The 21,961-nt window shown below is 66.0% G+C and carries 23 protein-coding genes; 13 read left to right on the top strand and 10 right to left on the bottom strand.

Annotation, left to right across the window (positions count from 1 at the left end; all coding sequences use genetic code 11):
• Positions 1 to 149 precede the first annotated feature (149 nt).
• Entirely contained in the window at positions 150 to 635 is a 486-nt protein-coding gene (locus tag VIL42_09295) for an Hsp20 family protein (protein ID HEY8593041.1), read from the top strand.
• Between the two features lie 67 nt (positions 636 to 702).
• Here VIL42_09295 and VIL42_09300 read toward each other — a convergent pair whose 3' ends face one another.
• Positions 703 to 1,806 carry an NAD(P)-dependent alcohol dehydrogenase gene (locus VIL42_09300; protein ID HEY8593042.1) on the bottom strand — a complete coding sequence of 368 codons (1,104 nt, stop codon included), beginning with the start codon at positions 1,804 to 1,806 and terminating at the stop codon, positions 703 to 705.
• A 167-nt stretch (positions 1,807 to 1,973) separates the two neighbouring features.
• Between VIL42_09300 and VIL42_09305 the strand changes: the two genes are divergently transcribed.
• A complete protein-coding gene (locus tag VIL42_09305) occupies positions 1,974 to 2,663 on the top strand; it encodes an alternative oxidase (protein ID HEY8593043.1) in 690 nt (229 codons plus the stop codon).
• A gap of 63 nt (positions 2,664 to 2,726) precedes the next feature.
• Here the strand turns inward: VIL42_09305 and VIL42_09310 are convergent, their stop codons facing one another.
• From VIL42_09310 to VIL42_09320, 3 genes are read right to left on the bottom strand one after another with little or no spacing between them, the layout of a single operon-like run.
• Positions 2,727 to 2,915 (bottom strand): hypothetical protein, encoded by a 189-nt coding sequence (locus VIL42_09310; GenBank protein ID HEY8593044.1) that lies wholly within the window; start codon positions 2,913 to 2,915, stop codon positions 2,727 to 2,729.
• 26 nt (positions 2,916 to 2,941) lie between these two features.
• Positions 2,942 to 3,775: a methyltransferase domain-containing protein gene (locus tag VIL42_09315; GenBank protein HEY8593045.1), complete on the bottom strand. Its 834-nt coding sequence runs from the start codon at positions 3,773 to 3,775 to the stop codon at positions 2,942 to 2,944.
• Between the two features lie 55 nt (positions 3,776 to 3,830).
• The gene (locus tag VIL42_09320) at positions 3,831 to 4,391 is read right to left on the bottom strand and encodes an OsmC family protein (protein ID HEY8593046.1); all 561 of its coding nucleotides are present in this window, start codon (positions 4,389 to 4,391) and stop codon (positions 3,831 to 3,833) included.
• Between the two features lie 344 nt (positions 4,392 to 4,735).
• Between VIL42_09320 and VIL42_09325 the strand changes: the two genes are divergently transcribed.
• The gene (locus VIL42_09325; protein ID HEY8593047.1) at positions 4,736 to 5,755 is read left to right on the top strand and encodes an AraC family transcriptional regulator; all 1,020 of its coding nucleotides are present in this window, start codon (positions 4,736 to 4,738) and stop codon (positions 5,753 to 5,755) included.
• A gap of 1 nt (position 5,756) precedes the next feature.
• On the opposite strand, the gene VIL42_09330 is transcribed toward VIL42_09325, so the two are convergent.
• Complete coding sequence (locus tag VIL42_09330; protein ID HEY8593048.1) at positions 5,757 to 6,794, bottom strand: phytanoyl-CoA dioxygenase family protein; 1,038 nt, start codon at positions 6,792 to 6,794, stop codon at positions 5,757 to 5,759.
• Positions 6,795 to 6,803: 9 nt separating this feature from the next.
• Positions 6,804 to 7,478: a GcrA family cell cycle regulator gene (locus VIL42_09335; GenBank protein ID HEY8593049.1), complete on the bottom strand. Its 675-nt coding sequence runs from the start codon at positions 7,476 to 7,478 to the stop codon at positions 6,804 to 6,806.
• A 60-nt stretch (positions 7,479 to 7,538) separates the two neighbouring features.
• Here VIL42_09335 and VIL42_09340 point away from each other — a divergent pair, with 60 nt between their 5' ends.
• From VIL42_09340 to VIL42_09365, 6 genes are all read left to right on the top strand, one after another.
• Positions 7,539 to 8,381 carry an ABC transporter permease gene (locus VIL42_09340; GenBank protein ID HEY8593050.1) on the top strand — a complete coding sequence of 281 codons (843 nt, stop codon included), beginning with the start codon at positions 7,539 to 7,541 and terminating at the stop codon, positions 8,379 to 8,381.
• 1 nt (position 8,382) lies between these two features.
• The gene (locus VIL42_09345; protein HEY8593051.1) at positions 8,383 to 9,456 is read left to right on the top strand and encodes an ionic transporter y4hA; all 1,074 of its coding nucleotides are present in this window, start codon (positions 8,383 to 8,385) and stop codon (positions 9,454 to 9,456) included.
• Positions 9,457 to 9,656: 200 nt separating this feature from the next.
• On the top strand, positions 9,657 to 10,091 hold the full coding sequence (locus VIL42_09350) for a hypothetical protein (GenBank protein ID HEY8593052.1): 435 nt from the start codon (positions 9,657 to 9,659) through the stop codon (positions 10,089 to 10,091).
• Between the two features lie 140 nt (positions 10,092 to 10,231).
• Entirely contained in the window at positions 10,232 to 10,657 is a 426-nt protein-coding gene (locus VIL42_09355; protein ID HEY8593053.1) for a hypothetical protein, read from the top strand.
• Positions 10,658 to 10,779: 122 nt separating this feature from the next.
• Complete coding sequence (locus tag VIL42_09360) at positions 10,780 to 11,970, top strand: aspartate aminotransferase family protein (GenBank protein ID HEY8593054.1); 1,191 nt, start codon at positions 10,780 to 10,782, stop codon at positions 11,968 to 11,970.
• On the top strand, positions 11,970 to 12,665 hold the full coding sequence (locus VIL42_09365) for an SDR family oxidoreductase (protein ID HEY8593055.1): 696 nt from the start codon (positions 11,970 to 11,972) through the stop codon (positions 12,663 to 12,665). The genes VIL42_09360 and VIL42_09365 overlap by 1 nt, the downstream gene beginning before the upstream one ends.
• A gap of 1,429 nt (positions 12,666 to 14,094) precedes the next feature.
• Here VIL42_09365 and purC read toward each other — a convergent pair.
• The 4 genes from purC to VIL42_09385 form a co-directional block, all read right to left on the bottom strand.
• Positions 14,095 to 14,874, bottom strand: coding sequence for a phosphoribosylaminoimidazolesuccinocarboxamide synthase (purC, locus tag VIL42_09370; GenBank protein ID HEY8593056.1), 780 nt, complete (start codon positions 14,872 to 14,874; stop codon positions 14,095 to 14,097).
• A gap of 68 nt (positions 14,875 to 14,942) precedes the next feature.
• Positions 14,943 to 15,791 (bottom strand): hypothetical protein, encoded by an 849-nt coding sequence (locus VIL42_09375; GenBank protein HEY8593057.1) that lies wholly within the window; start codon positions 15,789 to 15,791, stop codon positions 14,943 to 14,945.
• A gap of 107 nt (positions 15,792 to 15,898) precedes the next feature.
• A complete protein-coding gene (locus VIL42_09380) occupies positions 15,899 to 16,075 on the bottom strand; it encodes a hypothetical protein (GenBank protein ID HEY8593058.1) in 177 nt (58 codons plus the stop codon).
• A 32-nt stretch (positions 16,076 to 16,107) separates the two neighbouring features.
• On the bottom strand, positions 16,108 to 16,299 hold the full coding sequence (locus VIL42_09385) for a hypothetical protein (protein HEY8593059.1): 192 nt from the start codon (positions 16,297 to 16,299) through the stop codon (positions 16,108 to 16,110).
• 179 nt (positions 16,300 to 16,478) lie between these two features.
• Here VIL42_09385 and VIL42_09390 point away from each other — a divergent pair, with 179 nt between their 5' ends.
• The 4 genes from VIL42_09390 (at position 16,479) to VIL42_09405 (ending at position 21,898) form a co-directional block, all read left to right on the top strand.
• The gene (locus VIL42_09390) at positions 16,479 to 17,447 is read left to right on the top strand and encodes a LysR substrate-binding domain-containing protein (GenBank protein HEY8593060.1); all 969 of its coding nucleotides are present in this window, start codon (positions 16,479 to 16,481) and stop codon (positions 17,445 to 17,447) included.
• Between the two features lie 65 nt (positions 17,448 to 17,512).
• A complete protein-coding gene (gene parC / locus VIL42_09395; protein HEY8593061.1) occupies positions 17,513 to 19,741 on the top strand; it encodes a DNA topoisomerase IV subunit A in 2,229 nt (742 codons plus the stop codon).
• 83 nt (positions 19,742 to 19,824) lie between these two features.
• Positions 19,825 to 21,570, top strand: a complete 1,746-nt coding sequence (locus VIL42_09400) for an EAL domain-containing protein (protein ID HEY8593062.1) — start codon at positions 19,825 to 19,827, stop codon at positions 21,568 to 21,570.
• A 67-nt stretch (positions 21,571 to 21,637) separates the two neighbouring features.
• Positions 21,638 to 21,898, top strand: a complete 261-nt coding sequence (locus VIL42_09405) for a hypothetical protein (GenBank protein HEY8593063.1) — start codon at positions 21,638 to 21,640, stop codon at positions 21,896 to 21,898.
• Positions 21,899 to 21,961 lie beyond the last annotated feature (63 nt).

A 21,961-nucleotide genomic window follows, 5' to 3' on the forward strand; every position in this document is an offset into this window, starting at 1 on the left:
GGCACAGTGAAATTGGGGACTTGAAAGCAAAAACGTCCGTACCAAATTTTTCTTCGCCGGGTGCCTGATGGGCCCGGCGACGGAGCAGCAAGGGCTCCACCGAACTGCTCCGCCTGGTCGCTCAAACGAGGACAAGAAGGAGAAACAACATGCGTAGTGCTTTCGATTTCGCGCCGTTCCGGCGTTCGACCGTGGGCTTCGACCGGCTGTTCGACATGCTCGAGAACAGCAATGTCGGCGGCGCCCAGGAAAATTACCCGCCCTTCGACCTCATCAAGGAAGGCGAGAACGAGTATCGGATCGAGCTGGCGGTCGCCGGCTTCAAGCCCGAAGAACTCGACATCACCGCCCAGCAGAACGTGCTGATCGTCTCCGGCCGCAAAAGCGATGAGAGCGAGGAGAAGGGCTCCAACTATATCTATCGCGGGATCGCCAACCGCTCGTTCGAGCGCCGCTTCGCGCTTGCCGACCATATCCAGGTCCGCGGCGCCGACATGAAGGACGGCCTGCTGTCGATCGAGCTGAAGCGCGAGATCCCCGAAGCGATGAAGCCGCGCAAGATCGACATCGGCGGGGTCCAGCCCAAGCACGACCAGATCGAAACAACGGCGACCAAGGAAAAGGCCGACGCCTAAGCGCCGCGCCTGAGCTCAAGAAAGACCCCGGGGAGCCCGTGCTCTCCGGGGTTTTTTCGTTCGGGCGCTAGCGCTGATCGAGGGTCCCGTTGTCGATCACGAAGCGGTACTTCACGTCGCTGCGCTGCATTCGTTCGTAGGCGTCCTCGATCTGCTGGATCGGGATCATCTCGATGTCGGCGACGATCCCATGCTCCGCGCAGAAGTCGAGCATCTCCTGCGTTTCGGCGATCCCGCCGATCAGGGAGCCGGCGATGCTCCGGCGCCGCGCGATCAGGTTCATGACGTTCGGCGATGGATGGCCATGTTCGGGAGCGCCGACCAGGGTCAGCGTTCCGTCGCGCTTCAGCAGCGTGGTGAACATGTCCAGATCATGCGAGGCGGCGACGGTATCGAGAATGAAGTCGAACGTGCCGGCGTGAGCCGCCACTTCCTCGGCATTGCGTGAGTTGATCACCTCGTCGGCGCCGAGCTTGCGCGCATCATCGCGCTTGCTCTCCGACGTCGTGAAGGCGACCACGTGAGCACCGAGCGCGTGGGCCAGCTTGACCCCCATGTGGCCAAGGCCGCCGATGCCGACGATGCCCACCTTCTTGCCCGGACCGGCATTCCAGTGGCGAAGCGGAGACCAGGTGGTGATGCCGGCGCACAGCAGCGGCGCGACGGCGGCGAGCTGGTTCTGCGGATGGGTGACCTTGAGCACGAACCGGTCGCTGACGACGATCCGCTGCGAATAGCCGCCAACGGTATGACCCGGGGGATCCTGCGTCGGCGAGTTGTAGGTGCCGACCATGCCGTTCTCGCAATATTGCTCGAGACCCTCGTCGCACGAGTGGCAATGCTGGCAGCTGTCGACCATGCAGCCGACGCCGACGGTGTCGCCGACCTTGAAGCCCGTCACTTCGCTTCCGATCGCACTGACGTGACCGACGATCTCATGCCCCGGAACGCACGGGTAAAGCGTCCCCGCCCACTCCGATCGAACGGTGTGGAGATCCGAGTGGCAGACGCCGCAATAGGCAATGTCGATCTGGACATCGTTGGGGCCGGGATCGCGCCGGTCGATCTGCAGCGGCTCGAGCGGCCTGTCCGCCGCGAATGCGCCATAAGCACGAACTGCGCCGCCGCCGTCAGTTGCGGTCGAGGGACGGGGCTCTGCGATGGAGGCCATGATGTTTGTTTCCTTGTTTCCTGGCGCGAACGCTTCAGCGAGGGCCGGTCGAGCGGCCTACGTAAAGCTACTTAAGGGACAATCCCGATGCCGGAGATGGGACCGGCCGGCTAATTCTCCAACTCGCAAGCGGGCCGGACGGTCCATGCAAGCCAGGGAGTTTCGACGTGAACGCGCCATTCATCGACCTTTCGGTCCACCATCAGCCCAAGGGCGCGTCCGACCGCGTCGCTTTCGCCTTCACCAAGGTCCTGCGCTGGTGCGCCGACACCTTCTTTGCCGAACGCTACGGCCACCGCGCGGTGGTGCTGGAGACGGTGGCGGCGGTGCCGGGAATGGTCGGGGCGACCATCAACCACCTGCACGCGCTGCGCCGCATCTGCGACGACCGGGGCTGGATTCGCACCTTGATGGACGAAGCCGAGAACGAGCGGATGCACCTGATGACCTTCATCGAGATCAGCAAGCCGACCTTCTTCGAGCGGGCGGTGATCATCGGCGCGCAGTGGATCTTCTACTGCTTCTTCTTCGCGCTGTACCTGATCAGCTCGAAGACCGCGCACCGGGTGGTCGGCTATTTCGAGGAAGAAGCGGTGATCAGCTACACCCACTATCTCGCCGAGATCGACGAAGGACGCTCGGAGAACGTACCGGCGCCGGAGATCGCCAAGCGCTATTGGGGACTTCCGGAAGACGCGACGCTGCGCGACGTGGTGCTGGTAGTCCGGGCCGACGAAGCCCACCACCGCGACGTCAACCACGGCTTCGCCAACGAGCTTGGCGGGCTGCCGGTCGGGAAAGTGGCGGAGTGCCCGCCGCACGTGGAGCTGCAGCCGCAGTGGAAGCAGGCGGCGTAACGCAGCCTTAGACAAAAGCAGAAACAGCCCCGGAGCCGCTGCGGCCCCGGGGCTTTTTCGTGCCTACCAGAGGCGCGTCGCGGCGATCTCGGCCCGGGCGACGAGGGCGAGCAGCGGATCGTTGATCTCGTCGACCAGCCCTTGATTGTCGTTGGCGGTCGTAGCGGCCGTGCGCGTGTGCCCCGCTTCTTCGCGAGCCCATTCGGCCACGATGTCGGGGAACGCAGCGGCGTTCAGCGGAAGGTTGGTCATGCTCACGTGCTTTCGTTTGAGGGTGGTCAATTCTTCGTGACCGTGACCTTGAGGAAGGTCGCGTCGACGGCGGTGTTCGCGCCGCCTTTGTTCTGGGCCTCGAACAGGTCGGAAAGCTCGCGCTGCAGGTCGGCCTCGCGGCCGTCTTTGGCTGCCGCCTCGAAGGCGTTCATCGTCGGGCCGTACCAGTGCCGGAAGATGGCGAGCAGGCCGGCCGGCGGGCCGTCCATGCGGAAGGTCCAGGTCGCCCGTTCGAAGGCGATGTCGCCGCGCGCGATGCCAGCGGCGGTGAAGCGCTGGCGCACCTGGTCCTCATCGCCCCAGGTCATCGGGCTGATAAAGCCTTGCGGCGGCGGCGGCGTGTAGGCGCTGCTGATCTTCAGGATCTGCGCGACGAGGGTCGGATCGCCGGGGATCCAATTGCCCATGACGATGCGGCCGCCGCGGCGGGTGACGCGCACCATCTCGCTGGCGACGTCGTTCGGGCGCCGCGCGAACATGGCGCCGAATAGGCTGACCACCAGGTCGAAGCTTTCGTCGTCGAGGCCATCGAGGTTGCTGGCGTCGCCCTGCTGGAAGCGAAGGTTCGACAGGCCGGCGGCAGTGGCGCGGGCATTGCCGGCCGCGACCAGGTTGGACGCGATGTCGACGCCGAGGACGTCGGCGCCGAGTTGCGCTTCGGGGAGCGCGGTGGTGCCGTCGCCGCAGCCGAGGTCGAGGACCTTCATGCCGGGCCGGATGCCGAGCGTGGCGACGAATTCCTCGCCGCTTTGGCGCATGGTGTCCGCGATGCGGGTGAAGTCGCCCTTTTCCCAAAGGGCGCGGTTCGGATTGACGGCGGCGTTGCCGGGTTCGATCATTCTATTCTCCGTTGGCCGGGGGACGCGGCGGTTCCCCGCCTGCGCCCCCGATTGCTCAGCCGACCCGGATTGCGCCGTTGACGCGGATCGGGCGGTTCAGGTTGAAGTAGTTGGGCGAGGTCTTCATCACGTTCTGGTGGATTTCCTCGAACTGCTCGGGGGTGCCGTCGCCCTTGATGCGGACTTCGAACGCGACCTGTTCATAGCCAGGCGGAACGTCGTCGCTGAGCCCGAGGAAGCCGCGCAGGTCGAGCTGGCCGCGAGTGCGAATTTCGAGGCTGTCGAGCTTGATCCCGCGGGTCGCAGCGCCGGCGACATAGCCGACCGTGATGCAGGCGTTGAACGCCGCCATGAGCAGCTCTTGCGGGTTGGGAGCGCTGTCGGTGCCGAGCAGTTCGGCGGGCTCGTCGGCGACGATCTTGTGGGCGCGTTCGACCCGCTGGCCGCTGATCGTATAGCCGTCGACCACGGTCTCGGAGCGGGTCTGGCCGGTCCAGCTGGTGGTGACGTTGAATTCGACGAGCGCCTTCGACGGGTCGGCCTTGACCGCTTCGACGACTTCGCCGAGCGCGCCGACGTCGAGGCCGTTGACGCGGTTCTTCACAATATCGAGCATGTTGGTGCTCCTTGTTGAGTGGGTCTTGCGGGACCTGCGACGATTAGATGTGCACGATCGCGGGAACGAGGGCAGTCGAGACTGCCGAAAGTCCGCTGACCAGCGCGAAGACGATTGTCAGGAGCCTGCGCGAGCGCAGTTCATCCAAGTTCAACATTATCATTCCCTTTCGTTTTTCAGGGCGCGATTCGCCATTCCCGAAAAGATGTTGTTTCGAGTTATTCCGAGAGCCGTCCCGATTTGGTGAGCGCTACCTAGCCAGGCGTGCGGTTTGCCAAAATGACTGGTTTACCGGATAAGTTGACCGAAACGCCGCGTTGGGGCTGCGGCGCGGGAGTCCGTCGATGGACGTTCTCAAGGATATTCTCGGTTCGCTGCGCCTGACCGGCGGCGTCGTGATCGATGGGGTGATGCGCGGCGACTTCTGCCTGTTGTCGCAGATGACGCCCGAATATTGCGCGCCCTTCTTCCCGGTGCCGGAAACCTTGATCGGCTATCACTACGTGCGCTCGGGCGAGATGATGGTCGAGGTCGAGGGCCTGCCGCGGGCGACCGTCAAGGCGGGCGAGCTGGTCATGTTTCCGCGCAACGACCCGCACCTGCTCGCCAGACGGCCGGGGCTCGAGCCGATCGACGCCGCCGAGGTGAGCTGGGTCACAGGCGACGGCATCCATCATGTCGCCTGCGGGAACGGTCCCGAGACGACGGAAGTATGGTGCGGCTTCCTCGGCACGGCGCGGGAGTGCGCGCATCCGCTGCTCGATGCCTTGCCGCCGATGCTGACGCTGGACGTGGGCGCTGGCCAGGAAGCCTGGCTCGACGCGTCGATGCGCTTCCTCGCCAAGGAGAAGCCTGCGCCCGAGATGGTCGCCAGGCTTGCCGAACTGTGCGTCGCCGAGGCGATCCGCGACTATGTGGAGAGCCAGCCCCAGGCCGCGACCGGATGGCTGCGCGGGCTTGCCGATCCGGCGGTCGCCAAGGCGCTCTCGATCATCCACAATCGCTATGCCGAGGATCTGGACATCGAGATGCTGGCGCGGGAGGCGGGCGTGTCGCGCACGGTGCTGGGCGAGCGGTTCGTGGAGCTGCTCGGGGAGCCGCCGATGCGCTATTGCGCGCACTGGCGGATGCGGGTTGCCGCCAACATGCTGCGCGAAGGCCGGCAGAACACCGCCAACATCGCTTATTCGGTGGGGTTCAACAGCGAGGCCGCGTTTAATCGCGCCTTCAAGCGCGAATATGGCGAGCCGCCCGCAACGTGGAAGCGGCGGGTCGAGGCGGAGGAACAGGCCAAGGTCGCCTTCGACGGCGAGACACGAAACTACCTCGAGACCGACCCGGTCACCGCGGTCGCCGCGGAATAGGCTAGGCGCCGTCCATCGGGCGGCGCTTGCCGACCGCGCGCCAATGCTGCTGCGCCCAGCCGCGGCGGTCGAGCCGGTCGAGAATCGCGGCGGCCCAGCCGGCGCGGCGCTCGGCGAGACCGGGGAGCGACAGCGGATCGAGGCCGGTCCAAGGCAGGAAGGGTGAGCGGCGGCTGTAGGCCCACAGCTCGACGCGCAAGGTCGGGCGGTTCGAATCCGCGCGGGCGTGGAAGCCGCAGGTGTCGACCGCGACCAACGTGTTTGCCGGGACCGCGAAGTGGATCGGCTGCGGCAGGTTCAAGGCGCTAAGTTCCTGCGGATCGACGCGGAAGGAGCCGCGCTGGGTCAGGCGGTCGGCGCCGGCGATGGCGACGCTGCGGGCCTGTTCCCAGGCAAGGCGCTCCGGCGTCAGCCGGTGGGAGCCGGGGACGTAGGTCAGCGGGCGGTCGTCCTCGCCGACATCGGTCAGGAACAGCCAGGCCTTCAGCGACGGGTGAAAAGTGTCGGAATGGAGCTGCAGCTGCGGGTCCGGCGGGCCTTCGGCGACGCCGGCGGCGATCGTCTGCACATAATAAAGAGGCTCGCTGCGGGTGCTGCCGATGTAGGAGAGCAAAGCTTTCCAGTCGCGGCGGGCGAGCAGCGCGCGCAATTCCGGGATGCGCTTCAGCAGCGGCGGCCCGACGGCGACGCGGCGGGTGACGGTGTCGCCCTGCTGATGGGCGCGGGTGTCGAACTCACTGTTGAGCAGCGCCTCGCGCAGGCGGGCGAACTGATCCGGGTCGAGGAAGTCGCGGACCATGACGAAGCCGTCGCGGTCGAACTGTTCGCGCCAGTCGCGCGGAACCGCGGCGGCGAGCCGGCGGCGGCGCGCCCAGGCGAGGCGGTGCGCGAGCTTCACCCGGTTGGCGTGAAGCCCGGCGCGGTTCAGCCGCGGCGAGCCGAGGATCGGGTTGTCGGCGAAGCTCTTGTAGCCGGTCGCCAGCTCGAGCAGCCATAAAGGCGCCCGCCACCAGCGGGTCGACTGCCGAGCGTCAGCCAAGCTGGCGGCTTAGCGTACCCGCGGTCCGCCGAACGGCAAAGGCGGCGGCGGGCGGCGATCGCGGCGCGGCAGCTGCGCCTGGTAAGCGACGCCGCAATGCTCGACGCAATAAGGGAAGCCTGGGTTCGCGGCATTGCCGCAGAAGTGGAAGTCGGGCTCGCCGGGATGGCCGATCGGCCATTTGCAGATGCGGTCGTTGAGGTCGAGCAGGCTGGTCTTGTCGGCGACTTCCGGGCTCGGCTTCGCCGGCACCAGGCGGCGCGGCGGAGCCGGCGGGATCGGCGCCTGCTGGTCGCCCGGGCCCTGACGAACGAAGCCGCCGGGACCGATCGAGCGGTACTGGATCTCGCCGCCGTTGGGGCCGCGCTGCGGGGCGTTGCCCTGCGGCGCTGCCGGGGCGGCTTGCGTGGACGTGGCCGGCGCTGCTGCCGGAGCGGGCTTGGCGGGCGCTTCGGCCTTTGGCGCGGACTTCGGCGCAGGAGCGGGGGCGGGCGCGGCCTTCTTCGCTTCCTTTTCCTCGCCGGGCTTCACCGGCGACGGCCGCTGTTCGAGGCCGAGGCGGTGCGCCTTGCCGATGACGGCGTTGCGGCTGACGCCGCCAAGCTCGTCGGCGATCTGGCTGGCGGTGGCGCCATCGGCCCACATCTTCTTCAGCCGTTCAATCCGCTCGTCCGTCCAAGCCATTCTTTTCTATCCTGCTCCAAACTTGCCCGGCTGGCTGCCAGCCGATAGGCGCCTTTGCCGATGGATTCCCCTTCCGCCAAGGACCAAGCGACCGACTGGGTGCGCTTTGCGCCCGGTCAACCGGTGCTGAGGGGCGTCAATTGGGGAGGCCTCAAGACCCTTTATATCAAGGAGGTGCGTCGGTTCTTCAAGGTGCAGATGCAGACGGTGTGGGCGCCGGCGATCACGACCTTGCTGTACCTGGCGATTTTCACCGTTGCGCTGGGCCGCGGCGGCAAGACCGTGATGGGGGTGCCGTTCGCCGATTTCATCGCGCCGGGGCTGATCGTCATGGCGATGATCCAGAACGCGTTCGCTAATGCCAGCTTCTCGCTGCTGGTCGGCAAGATCCAGGGCAATATCGTCGATTATCTGATGCCGCCGCTGTCCACCGGCGAGCTGATCGCGGCGCTGATCGGCGCGGCGGTGACGCGCGCCTTCCTGGTCGGTGTCGCGGTCTGGCTGGTGATGCTGTTGTGGCCGGGTGTGTCGGTCGAGGTGCGGCACCCGCTGCTGGCCTTCTGGTTCGGCCTGATGGGCGCGCTGCTGCTCAGCTTCCTCGGCTTGCTGACGTCCGTGTGGGCGGAGAAGTTCGACCATGCTGCCGCTGTCACCAACTTCGTGGTGACGCCGTTGTCGCTGCTGTCCGGTACCTTTTACTCGATCCACTCGCTGGCGCCCGCCTTCCAGACGGTCAGCCACGCCAACCCGTTCTTCTATGTGATCTCCGGCTTCCGCGCCGGTTTCCTCAAGGTCAGCGATTCACCGTTGCTGGTCGGCTCGGTCGGCTTGCTGGTCCTGAACCTGGCGCTGTGGGCGCTCTGCTACGTGCTGCTGAAGCGCGGCTGGAAGATCAAGGCATAAGGTGAAGTCGCCGACCCAGCTCGCGAGCTTCGTGCTTCCGTTCGCAGGCTGGCTGCTGCTCGCGCTCGGGTTCGCCGGCATGGCGTCGCCCCTGATCACCGGCATCGTCCTCATCGGCGTCGTGATGGCCGCGGTGCATCATGCCGAGGTCGTCGCGCACCGGGTCGGCGAACCGTTCGGCACGTTGATCCTGGCAATTGCCGTGACGGTGATCGAATCCGGGCTGATCGTCTCATTGATGCTCGCCAACCGCGAGGCGGCGACGACCCTTGCCCGGGATACAGTGTTCGCGGCGGTGATGATCATCCTCAACCTTTTGCTCGGCCTGTGCCTGGTGGCGGCCGCCAAGCACCAGCGCGAGGCGCGGTTCACCCGCACCGGCGCGACCGCGGCGCTCAGCACGCTCGCGACGTTGGCGGTGCTGACGTTGATCCTTCCCAACCATACGACGACCATCCGCGGACCCATCTATACGCCCGCGCAGCTGACCTTCATCGCCGGCTTCCTGCTGCTGCTCTATCTGACGTTCGTGTTCGTGCAGACGGTGGGCAACCGGGACTATTTCCTGCCCAAGGGCGACCTCAAGACCGCGCCGAAAGCCCATGCGGAGCCGCCGTCCGACCGCGCGGCATGGCTGTCGTTCACCATCCTCCTCATCAGCCTCGCGGCGGTCGTGCTGATGGCCAAGTCGCTGTCGAAGCCGCTCGAGGATGCGCTGGCCGCGGCCGGTGCGCCGCGGGCGCTGGTCGGCATCGCGATCGCCGGAATCGTGCTCCTGCCCGAAGGGGTGGCGGCGGTGCGGGCCGCGCACGCCAACCGGCTCCAGACGAGCCTCAACCTGGCGCTGGGTTCCGCGCTGGCGACGATCGGGCTGACCATCCCCGTCGTGACCGTGACGTCATTCCTGCTCGGCCTGCCGCTGGTGCTGGGGCTCGACGGCAAGAGCACGGTCCTGCTTGCGCTGACATTGTTCATCTCCGGGCTGTCGCTGGCGCGGGGGCGGACCACCGTGCTCCATGGCGCCGTCCATTTGGCGATCTTCGGCGCTTACGTGCTGACCACCGTGCTGCCCTAAAGGCAGGATCGCCATTGCTTGTCAGCGGGGTTCAGTCCCACCGCCGACGCTTCAATCCTATCAAGAGAGCATCCGTCGTCGGGCAAGAGCGTTCCGCGGCGTTAACGATCGTGAACGGCTCATAACGGGCGCGTTCAGACCTGCATCAAGCGAATCGGCGCACAAGCAACGCATCAACCGCTCAATCACGGAGAGCCGTCATGCGTAAGGTCATTCTTTCTCTTGCTGCCGCAGGTGCGGCTCTCGTCGTCGCCAGCCCGGCGTCGGCGCAATATTTCCCGCAGCCGCAGGGCTACGCCTACGGCTACCAGAACAATTATGGGCAGGTGCGTGCGCTCCAGGCCCGCGTCGACAATCTGCAGCGGCAGATCGAGCGGCTCGATCGCCGCGAAGTGATCCGCGAGCGCGAAGCACGCCGGCTCCGCGACCAGGCGCGCAGCATCGAGCGGCGCCTGTGGTCGGCGCGCAACGGCGGGCTGAGCCCGTGGGAAGCCAACGACGTCCAGATGCGCCTCGTGCGGCTGGAGCAGAACGTTCGCGTCGCTTCCATGGCGCGAGGCGGTGGTTACTACCGTGACCGCGACGATCGCGACGGCCGCCGCCACGGACGCGACCGCGACCGCGACGACGACTAAGTCAAAGAAAGGGCGCTGGAAGTATCCGGCGCCCTTTTTCGGTTCCACCACCAATTGAATGAACCGGACATAAAATCATCGTTCAGCACCGCCACACACCGGACGTGCGAAAAGCGATGCAACACAAGAGGAGACGCAACATGCGTAAGTTTTTGATCCCGATCGCCGCCGCTGCTTCGACCCTTGCGGTCGCCAGCCCGGCAGCCGCGCAGTGGGCGCCGGCCCCAGTTGCGGTGCAGTGGGCGCCGCCGGTCTATCAGTACCAGCCGTACAGCTACGGCACGGGCTTCCGTTACCAGAGCTTCGCCAATTCGATGCAGGCGCGGGTGCAGCGCATCCGCAACGACATCCGGGTGATGGATGCGCGTAACATCCTCAGCCGCAGCGAAGCGCGGTCGCTCGACCGCCAGGCGCGCAACGTCCAGAACAACATCTACCGTGCGTCGCGCTACGGCCTGCAGGTGCAGGAAGCGCGTGCGATCGAGCGGCAGATCCGCAACCTGGAATATCGGGTCCAGCGCGAAGCCCGCGACTGGAACAACCGTCCGGGTCGCCGTTACCGCTAAGGCCTAGCCCGAGCGGGGCTTCGATGAGAAGGCGCGGGGAGCATCACGCTTCCCGCGCCTTTTTCTTTTGCGGGCGCCCTCGCTATAGGCTCCGCAACCAAGCCAAAAGGAGCCGAATACCCATGGCCATCACGCCGCTCATGCCCGTTTATCCGCGTTCGCCGGTGCGCCCGGTGCGGGGCGAAGGGCCGTATCTGTTCGGCGAGAATGGTGAGAAGTATCTGGACTTCGCGAGCGGCATCGCGGTCAACCTTCTCGGCCACGGGCACCCGCACCTGACCAAGGCGATCCAGGATCAGGCGGCGACGCTGATGCACGTGTCGAACCTCTACGGCTCGCCGCAGGGCGAGGCGTTCGCGCAGCGGCTGGTCGACCTGACCTTCGCCGACACGGTGTTCTTCACCAATTCGGGCGCCGAGGCGGTGGAATGCGCGATCAAGACCGCGCGCCGCTATCATTTTGCCAAGGGCAACGCGCACAAGCACAACCTCATCACTTTCTCGAACGCCTTCCATGGGCGGACGATGGCGACGATCAGCGCGACCGACCAGGCGAAGCTGCGCGACGGCTTCGCGCCGCTGCTGACGGGCTTCACCGTGGTCGAGTTCAACGACCTGGACGGCGCGCTTGCGGCGATCGACGAGAATACGGCCGGCTTCCTTGTCGAGCCGATCCAGGGCGAGGGCGGCATCCGCCCGGCGAGCCACGAATTCCTCGCCGGCCTTCGCGCCGCCTGCGACGAGAACGACCTTTGCCTCGTCTTCGACGAAGTGCAGTGCGGCGTCGCCCGCACCGGCCACCTCTACGCATACCAGCATTATGGCGTGGAGCCGGACATCATGGCCTCGGCCAAGGGCATCGGCGGCGGCTTCCCGCTCGGCGCCTGTCTCGCGACCGAGAAAGCGGCGGCCGGCATGGTGATCGGCACCCACGGGTCAACCTATGGCGGCAACCCGCTGGCGATGGCCGCCGGGCAGGCGGTGTTCGACATTGTCGCCAATGACGAATTCCTGAGCGGTGTCCGCCAGACCGGCGATCGGCTCCGCGCGGCCCTCGAGCAGATGATCCCGAACCACGACCATCTGTTCGAAAGCGTCCGCGGCGTCGGCCTGATGCTGGGCGTCAAGATGAAGACCGACAGCCGCGCGTTCGTGACCTATTTGCGCGACAAGGGGCTGCTGACGGTCGCAGCCGGGGACAATGTCATCCGCGTGCTGCCGCCGCTCAACATCGAGGAGAGCCACGTCCGCGAGTTCGTCGACATGCTGTCGTCGGCGGCGGCGGACTATGAGGTTCCCGCCGAAGCGGCCTGATGGGCCGGCTGCAGGACAAGGTCGCGCTGGTCACCGGCGCTGCGAGCGGCATCGGCGCGGGTATCGCGCGCGCGTTCGCGGCCGAGGGCGCGACCGTCTGGCTGACCGACATCGACGAAGTGGGCGGGCGCAAGCTGGCGGATGATCTCGGGCCGCCACACCGGTTCGCCAAGCTGGATGTCGCGGTGGAGGCGGATTGGGGCATCGTCGATGAGCTGGTCGCGACCGAGGGCAAGCTCGACATCCTCGTCAACAATGCCGGGATCACCGGCTTCGAGTTCGGGCCGCAGCCACACGATCCGGAACATGCGAGCCTCGACGAATGGCATCGCGTCCATGCGGTAAACCTCGACGGCACCTTCCTCGGCTGCCGCGCCGCGATCCGCGCAATGCGGCCGCAGGGCAAGGGCGCGGTCGTCAACATCTCGTCGCGGTCGGGCCTTGTCGGCATCCCGCGCGCCGCCGCTTATGCATCGTCGAAGGCGGCGATCCGCAACCACAGCAAGAGCGTCGCCTTGTACTGCGCGTCCGAAGGGCTCGAGATCCGCTGCAACTCCGTCCACCCGGCGGCGATCATGACGCCGATCTGGGAAGCGATGATCGGCAACGGCCCCGACCGCGAGGAGCGGATCGCCAAGCTGGTCGCCGACACGCCGGTCAGGCGCTTCGGCACGGTCCGGGCGACGAACTCCTGAAGCGGCAGCGCTGCGAGCAAGGTGGCGGCGATTTCGGCGGAAGGGCGGTCATGAGCAGCCTTCGCCTGCGCCAGTCTTGCGCACAGGGCCGGCCCGTGGCCCGACAGCTTGGCGGGTTGTTCGACAAGGAAGCGCCAGCTGCGCAGGGCGATCCGGGTGGGATCCCCGCTGAGCCACCGGTTGAGATCTGAAGCGGCTTCGTCGGTGCGGCGGGCCTTCGCCTCCTGTTCGTAGCGCCGCAACCGCAGGATCTGCGGCATGTTCGGTTTCAGGAGGGCCTTCAGGTCTTCTTCCGACACTTCAAGCGAGGGATTTTGCGGGACCAGCGCCGCTTCGACCAGCGCGTGCGCGGTGCGATCGCCGAGCACCACTTCGCGCCTGGGAAGGAAGGTCGCAAGCCACGTCCCCTTGGCTGGTCCGCCGCTGAAGATGCTCAAATAATAAGCGAAGACGAACAACGGCCAGTTGCCGACGGGCGCCAGCCGCCCCGCACTTAGCCGCTTTCGCGTCGCGCCGTCTTCGATCGTCACTGAGGTCAGATTGCCGGCGACCAGCCATGACCGACCTTCGCGCGTCTTGATCGTCACCGTGTCGACCGATGACGGAATTTGGACGTCGTCGGTGCGCAAGCCACCGACGTCGGCGTGAAATTCGCCGGGCTCGAGCATGGTCCGCAAGACGATGGCGGCCTGTCGCGTGGCGCGAAAGCGCAGCTCGCTCCTGCTGTCCGAATGCCGGGACGAGGTTGCCAGCCAGGCGAGGCCGAAGTGTTCGAAAAGCTGACGGGCGAGATTCGCCCTGTGCGAGGCGCTGCCCGCCAGTCGATAATGGACCAGCCGGTCGCCCGGATCGACGGGTGTGAACGCGGCATTTTCCGCGTGCAGGCGCGCGATGAGCCGCGGCCCCGCGATCCGCTGAACCGCGAAGAGCCCAAAGAAGGCGAGCGGAAGAAGGCCGTAGGACAGCGGACGAACCCCCACCGCGACCTCGGCGGCCAGGACGGCCATCCCGGCTAGGAAGCAGAAACCCTGGAGCAGCTGCACCCGGAAGGCGACCAGGATCATGTTGAGGATCGGCACCGACAAGGGAATGGCGAGCAGCAGCCCCGCCAGCAGGAAGTCGAAGGAAGAGACCGGGGAACGGCCGGTGCGGAAGAGATAGAAGCCTACCCAGCCGGCGATTGCGACAGGGACGAACGGGAGCAGTAGCGCGATCAGGCGGTGATAGGGGTAGGGCAGCGTCCACCAGAAGCGGACCTGGAAGCCAAGCAGGCGAAGCAGGCGGGCGAGCGGCAGCATGACCCACCGCATCCAGAAACCCAGCCTTGGCAATGCTGCTGACGACACGCGCGGCGACCCCCTAAAGGGCCTATCGCACGTCAGTCGTCAAGAATCGGTGACTGCCCGCGAGCGGCGGGCGCCGGCGTGGCTTACTTCCCGCGCTTCTTCCGGTGCTCGTCGAAGTCCAGCACGGCGACTTCCTCGTCGGGCTGGAGAAGACCGAGGCGCCGCGCCACTTCCTGATAGGCTTCCTCAACGCCGCCGAGATCTTGACGGAAGCGGTCCTTGTCGAGCTTCTGGCTGGTCTTCGTGTCCCACAGGCGGCAGCCGTCCGGGCTGATCTCGTCGGCGAGGATCACGCGGCTGTAATCGCCGTCCCAGACGCGGCCGAACTCCAGCTTAAAGTCGATCAGGCGGATGCCGATCGCCGAGAACATGCCCGACAGGAAGTCGTTCACGCGGATCGCCATGTCGGCGATGTCGTTCATTTCGTCCTGCGTCGCCCAGCCGAAGCAGGCGATATGTTCGTCGGCGATCATCGGGTCGCCCAGCGCATCGTCCTTGTAATAATATTCGATGATCGTGCGCGGGAGCTGCGTGCCCTCCTCGATCCCGAGGCGCTTGGACAGCGAGCCGGCCGCGACGTTGCGGACCACCACCTCGATCGGCACGATCTCGACCTGGCGGATCAGCTGCTCGCGCATGTTGACGCGGCGGATGAAGTGCGTCGGAACGCCGATCGTCTGCAGCGCCGTGAAGATATGCTCGGAAATGCGGTTGTTGATCACCCCCTTGCCGCTGATCGTGCCGCGCTTCTGCGCGTTGAAGGCGGTCGCATCGTCCTTGAAGTATTGGATCAGCGTGCCCGGCTCTGGACCCTCGTAGAGGATCTTGGCCTTGCCTTCGTAGATCTGGCGGCGACGAGCCATAACTGGGGCGGCACTCCAACGGCGGGAAAGGAGCGGGGGCTATAGGCGAGCCGCTTGGGCTCCGCAATTCAGCGGGGAGCCTCCAGCGCGCATTTCAGGGCGGGCGCCTGCATCGGCACGTGATTGCGGCCGACGACCACGAACGGACGCTCGCCGGATTTCACCGCGGCGGTGAGGAGCTCGACCATGTGGCGGTTGCGGTTGTTGCTGTCGGCCCGGTTGATCGCAGCGACGAAAACGCCGCCGGTTTTGTTGTCGTCTGCAAGCGGCGAGAACCAGCTCGCCGGCAGCGTGCGCCAGTCGCGGTGAGGCCAGTAACGGGCTGCGGCGGCGGTCAGCCCGGCCAGGTCGGTAAAGGGCAGGGCTTCGGGGGGCATCATCTTCGCGGCTTTGGCGAGCAGGGCCGTCATCGCGGCATTGAGCTGGGCGCCGCTTTTGTTCTCGCGGTCTCTGAGGCGCGCGGCTTCGCGCAACGTGAAGAAGAGGAAGACCTGGTCCGGCGGGAAGCTTGCCGCGAGGCTTTTCAGCTGAGCGCCGGGCGACGGTTCGAGCGAGCGAGTGGAGATGGCGGCCTTCTTGGCGAGGAAGCGGACGTAGCCCGCCTCGCCGGTTTCACGAATGGTGGTCTCGGCATCGGCGCGGATGCCGCGGTCAGGACCCTCGAAGAAGGCAAGCGTCGGCTTCGCGGTGACGAAGTTGCGGGCGATGCGGGTGAATTGTTCGTGCGCCGGATCGCGCGAATGTTCCGCGCCGATGATCGTCAGCGTCGGTGCGGACGCGGCAGGCCAACGGAAGTCCCACTGCTGGTCGGGCTCTTCATGCCATGCGGCATAGTCGATCAGGTCGCACTTTGCGGGAGCCTGCGGAGCAGCGGCGACGGCGGATACTGCGAGGAGCAGCGATGAAACGGCGAGCATGAAAACGGCCTCACAAACTAGTGTGTTGCTGCTATGATACAGCAGGTCGTTTGTAAAGCCCGTGAGGCGAGGAGCGCGGCTGCGTGCGACCGCGCTCCCCTAATCTGTCAGTGCGGGCGAACGCGCTTGGGCTGCTCACGCCACGGGGCATCGAACTCGATGCGGTGAAGGGCCTCTAACGTGGCGACAATCGCACGGCCGAGACGGGCGAAGCCCGCGTCCAGCGCCCTGTTCATCTCGGCGCGGCCCGCCTGGTAGTTCCGGTCATAAATTTCATCGACCATCGTAACCATCCTTTCGTGCCTTCTTGAGCGCTTCAAAGAGCGAGTGAATATTCGTCGACCAGCCCGTCGGTGGTGCGCAGGACCTGGTCGATCAGCTGCAGCCGGCGCTCAGCGTCAAGACGGCGCCAGGGGGCCACTCGCCGGGTGGGGTTCATTGCAGTCGAAAAGCTCACGTTGCGCTCTGCGTGGGCGCTGGACGCAGCAATGTTGTGGCCATGAATCACGGCGCGTCTCCTTGCCTGTTCGGGGCCGCCGGCGATGGGGGCTGGGGAGGGGAGGGATCTCATCCGCCGGCGGCTTGGCGATCATCTAGGATTCGCCAGTTTGTTTCGCCAATCAAACGCTCGACAGCAGCTATAAACCTGACTTATGATTGTGCCTGCTTCCGCTAGGATTCAGGCCGATGCGACGACTTCCCCCGCTTGCTTCCGTTCGCGCGTTCGAGGCTGCGGCCCGGACCGAGAATTTCACCGCCGCCGCGGCCGAACTTGGGATGACCCAGGCTGCCGTTTCCTACCAGGTGAGGAGCCTGGAAGAGCGGCTGGGAGCGCCGCTGTTCGTGCGCGAAAAGGGAAGGGTGCGGCTGACCCCGCTCGGGCAGCGACTGCTGCCGTCGCTGTCGAGTGCGTTCGACGCCATCGAGACGGCGTTCGCGAGCCACCGCGAGGAAGACGAGTCGCTGCTGACGGTCACAACGACGCATACGTTCGCGAACACGTGGCTGGCGTGGCGGCTCGGCGCCTTCCAGATGGAGCATCCGGACTTGGCCGTCCGCATGACCACCAGCAACGAGGTCATAGACCTGCGCTCCGGCGACGCCGACGTCGCGGTGCGGGCAGGGCGCGGCGGTTGGGAAGGGCTGGAGGAGCATCGGCTGTTCACGTCGAGCTTTACGCCGATGGCGAGCCCGGACTGCATCGCCGAGATCGAGCGGAAGCTCGGCCGCTCGATCGAACCCGCCGATCTCTTAGATCAGAACCGGATCAGCGCTTCGGATGAATGGTGGCACCAATGGTTCGCCGACAATGGCGTCCCCGCCGATGAGTCGGTGTTCCGCAGGCCCGGCGTGCGCCTCGAGAACCAGGCGAACGAGGGGCACGCGGCTATGGCGGGGCAGGGCTTCGCGCTGCTGACGCCCTTGCTGTGGAAGGGCGACATTGTGGCTGGCCGACTGTGCCCCGTGTTCCCCGACCGGATTTCCAGCCGCGGCTGGGCCTATTGGCTCGCCTATCCGACGGAGCGGCGGATGGTGCCGAAGGTCAAGCGCTTCCGCGAATGGCTGCTGACCGAAATGCGGGGCGCCGTCGAGCAGATGGGCGACGCCGAGCCGAGCAACGCGGAAGTCGCCTCGGCGCAATCACGCGCCGCCTAGATTTCTGTGGAAGGTGTGGGCGCGAAGCGGTGACAGCGCGCGGCGGCCGTTGCTAGGCTTGGTACATGGCCGACACTGACGACCTTTCCTCGATCATAGAGACCCCGTTCGATGCGGCGCTCTCCGAGCGCTACCTCGTCTATGCACTGTCGACGATCACCGCGCGATCGCTCCCGGACGTCCGTGACGGGTTGAAACCGGTGCATCGGCGGCTGCTGTGGGCGATGCGGCTGCTTCGGCTCGATCCTGCCGGCGCCTACAAGAAGAGCGCGCGCGTGGTCGGCGACGTCATCGGCAAATACCACCCGCACGGCGACCAGTCCGTCTACGACGCGATGGTCCGCCTCGCGCAGAGCTTCGCCCTTCGTTACCCATTGGTCGACGGGCAAGGGAATTTCGGCAACATCGACGGCGATAATGCCGCTGCCTACCGCTACACCGAAGCGCGGCTGACGCCGATCGCGATGCAGCTGATGGCCGGCCTCGACGAAGGCACGGTCGACTTCCGGGCGACCTACAACGGCGAGGAAGAAGAGCCGGAGGTTTTTCCTGGCCTGTTCCCGAACCTGCTCGCCAACGGCGCGAGCGGCATTGCCGTCGGCATGGCCACCAGCATCCCGCCGCACAATGTCAGCGAGCTGATCGATGCCGCCATCCACCTAATCGACAATCCCAAGGCCGAGCCGCAGGCGCTGATGGACTTCGTCGCTGGACCCGACTTTCCGACCGGCGGCGTTTTGGTCGACAGCAGGGCGAGCATTGCCGAAGCCTATGTGACGGGTCGCGGCTCGTTCCGCCTTCGCGCGCGGGTGGAGAAAGTCGCGGAGAAGGGCGGGAGCTGGCACCTGCTGGTCAGCGAGATTCCGTACGGGGTGCCCAAGGCAAAGCTGATCGAACAGATCGCCCAGCTGATCGCCGACAAGAAGCTGCCGATCCTGGCCGACGTGAAGGACGAGAGCGACGAACAGGTGCGGCTGATCCTGGAGCCGCGCGCACGGACCGTGGATCCGGACCTGCTGCTCGAGAGCCTCTATCGCCTCACCGACCTGGAAGTCCGATTCCCGCTCAACCTCAACGTGCTCGACGCGACCCGCACGCCGGGAGTGATGAGCCTCAAGGACGCGCTGGCGGCGTGGCTCTCCTTCCAGTTCGAGGTGCTGGTCCGCCGCAGCCAGGTGCGGATCGGCAAGATCGACGATCGCCTGGAGCTGCTCGAGGGCTTCCTCATCGCTTTCCTCAACCTCGATCGCGTCATCGAGATCATTCGCGCCGAGGATGAGCCCAAGCCGGTGCTGATGAGCGAATTCTCGCTCACCGACCGACAGGCCGAAGCGATCCTCAACATGCGGCTGCGATCGTTGCGGCGCCTGGAGGAAATGGAGATCGGGCGCGAGCGCGACGCTTTGTCGAAGGAGCGTGAGGAGCTTGCGCGCCTGATCGAGGACAAGGGCCGGCAGCGCCGGCGGATGAAGAAGGACCTCGAGGCGGTGAAGGCGAAGTTCGGCGACGACCGGCGGACGCGCATCGAGGAAGCGGGCGTCGCACGCGAGATCGACTGGTCGGCGATGATCGAGAAGGAGCCGATCACGGTCATCCTTTCGCAGCGCGGATGGATCCGGGCGATGAAGGGGCATCTCGCGCTAGAGCAGGTTACCGACCTCAAGTGGCGCGAAGGCGATGGCCCGTTCATCTATTTCCACGCGCAGACCACCGACCGGCTGGCGCTCTTCGCGTCCAACGGGCGGGTCTACACGCTTGCGGGCGACAAGCTGCCGAGCGCGCGCGGCTTCGGCGAGCCCGTGCGCCTGCTGATCGACCTGGATGCCGAGGTCGAGATCGTCCAGCTGATCGTCGCCAGGCCCGAGATGAAGCTGCTAATCGCCACCAGCGACGGGCGCGGGTTCGTGACGAGCGGCGATTCCACGCTGGCCGAGACGCGCAAAGGCAAGCAGCTCGTGAACACCCGTGCCGGCTCGAATGTGTCGGTGGTGAAGCCGGTGCCGCAGGGCGCCGACTCCGTGGCGGTCGTCGGCGAGAACCGGAAGATGGTCGTCTTTCCATTAAGCGAGCTGCCGGAGCTGGCTCGCGGGCAGGGGGTCATGCTGCAACGGTACCGCGACGGCGGCTTGAGCGACGCCGTCGCCTTCCGGCTCGAGGACGGCCTCAGCTGGGCGCTCGGAGGCGAGACGGGGCGGACGCGAACGGAAACGGACCTGTCACCATGGCGAGCCGCGCGCGGTGCTGCAGGACGCATGCCGCCGATCGGCTTTCCGCGGAATAACCGCTTCGGCTGAGCCGTTAACCAACCGCAGTTAACAATTGCGCGCAGCACGTAAAAGATACTTCGAATTAACCCATCTCGCCCATAGAGGCGCACATGCCGGCTCTAGCACCCCGGCCGGTACCTCTGCCGAGGCGCCGGCGGATCGACGATCAAGCTTCGCATCCGCACCTCGCCGCGGCTGACGATCGCGGTCTGCTCGACGCGCTCCCGATCGCGGCCGCCATCTTTACCCTGAACGGCCGCAAGCTGTGGGTCGAGGCGATGAACTCGCGGTTCCTGGAGCTTGCCGGATGCAGCGGTGATGCGGCGGGCTTTGCCGAGACGTTCAAGCGCTATGCACAGGACTCAGGCGGTCCATTCATCGCCGCCTTCCTGAATGATTGCGCAGGAGCACCCGACGAACTCGAGATTTCCGAGGGCGAGGGGGTCAGCCGGCGGTTCTTGACGCTCAAGCTTTCGCCGCTGGCGAGCGGCCCTGGCGGAACGCCGCGGGTGCTGCTTAGCGTCGTCGACCGCACCGTCGAGGTCAGGGCGGAGAACAACCTGCGCGCCGAAATGCTGCGCGACAGCCTTACTGGCCTGCCGAACCGCCTAGGCTTCAGCGAGGCTGTCGAGAAAGCGGGCGAGAGCATCGAGCGCGACCTCGAACATGCGGTGCTGGTCGTCGACATGCTGCGCTTCAGCCGAATCAACGAGTCGATGGGCAGCCTGGCCGGCGACGAACTGCTCATCACCTTTGCGCGACGGCTGATCCTGGCGCTTCGGGCCGGCGACGTGCTGGCGCGGACCGGCGGAAACGAATTCGGTGTGCTAGTGTCGCTGCGGCGCGGTGTCGAGGATGCGCTGAAGGCGGCCGAGCGCATCCAGGAAGTCATGGCGACGCCATTCAAGCTCTCCGAGATGGAGATTCGCGTCGAGTGCGCGATCGGCGTCGCGCTGATGACCGCCGGGCAAGACCCCGAAGAGCTGTTCCGCAACGCGCAGTTCGCGGTCAAGCAGGCGAAGGTCGCGGGACGCCCGCAGGTTTACGAGCCGAAGCAGGCGACGGAGGCGCGGCGCCGCTTTTCCGTCGAGACGGAGCTGCGGAGAGCTCTCGACAAGGATGAGCTCAAGCTTTTTTATCAACCGCTGATCAATCTGAAGAGCGGCGAGGTCGCTGGCTTCGAGGCTCTTGCGCGCTGGACTCATGTGGACCGCGGCGAGATCAGCCCGACCGAGTTCATCCCGGTCGCCGAAGAATCTGGCCTGATCCTTCAGCTTGGCCGCTGGGCGATGGATAAGGCGGCGCAGACGCTTGCCGCCTGGGACCGAGAAGTCGGCGAACCTCTACCACTTTACGTTGGCGTCAACCTGTCGGCAATTCAGGTCGCGCGGGACGACATCGCCGCGGTAGTATCCAGCGCGCTCAGGTCGAGCGGGCTGACCGGCGATCGGCTGACTCTCGAGCTGACCGAAAGCTCGATCGTGCAGGACCCGGCGCGCGCGACCCGCGTCTTCGATGCGCTCAAGGCCCTCGATGCGACCGTCGCAATGGACGATTTTGGGACAGGTTATTCGAGCCTGGCCTATCTCCAGCGGCTGCCGATCGATGTGTTGAAAATCGACAAGAGCTTCGTCTCGGGAATGATGGTCGACCCGGACGCGGTCGCGATCGTCCGGGCGGTGCTTAGCCTTGCCGAGGCGCTCGGCATGTCGACAACGGCCGAGGGGATCGAGACGGTCGAGCTTGCAACGACTTTGGCGACGCTCGGCTGTGCATCCGGGCAGGGTTATTATTTCGCCAAGCCGCTCGCGGCGGAGGCGGCCCTCGAGTTCTGGAGATCGCGCAAGCGCGCATAGCCGCGGGGCGGCGGGAACTCTGAAGTTCGATCGCGGTTGAAATCTCCGACAGGGGAGACGATCGCGCATGCGCAAGCCGCTTGCCATCGCTGGTGCCCTGGCTGCGCTGCTGCCGAGTGCGGCCATGGCACAGATGAAGATTATCGAACCGGCCGAGGTGGCCGACGTCGCCCGAGCACGCGCGCTCGACCTGCGGATCACGGAAATTTCTCCCGCGACTCCGGGGCCCCCACTGGTTCGCGGCATGATTGTGAGCCGAGAGGTGGCACCAGACGCGAGGATCGGGATCGGCCTGTCCAGCCTTTACGCGGAAGAAAGGCCCCGGTGAGTTCCGCGTCGATGGTGGACCGCACCGCGGACGGAAACCTGCCGTGACCTTTACGATGCGGTT

Origin of the sequence: Sphingomicrobium sp., from assembly GCA_036563485.1 — a bacterium.
In the GTDB taxonomy this organism is placed as follows: Bacteria; Pseudomonadota; Alphaproteobacteria; order Sphingomonadales; family Sphingomonadaceae; genus Sphingomicrobium.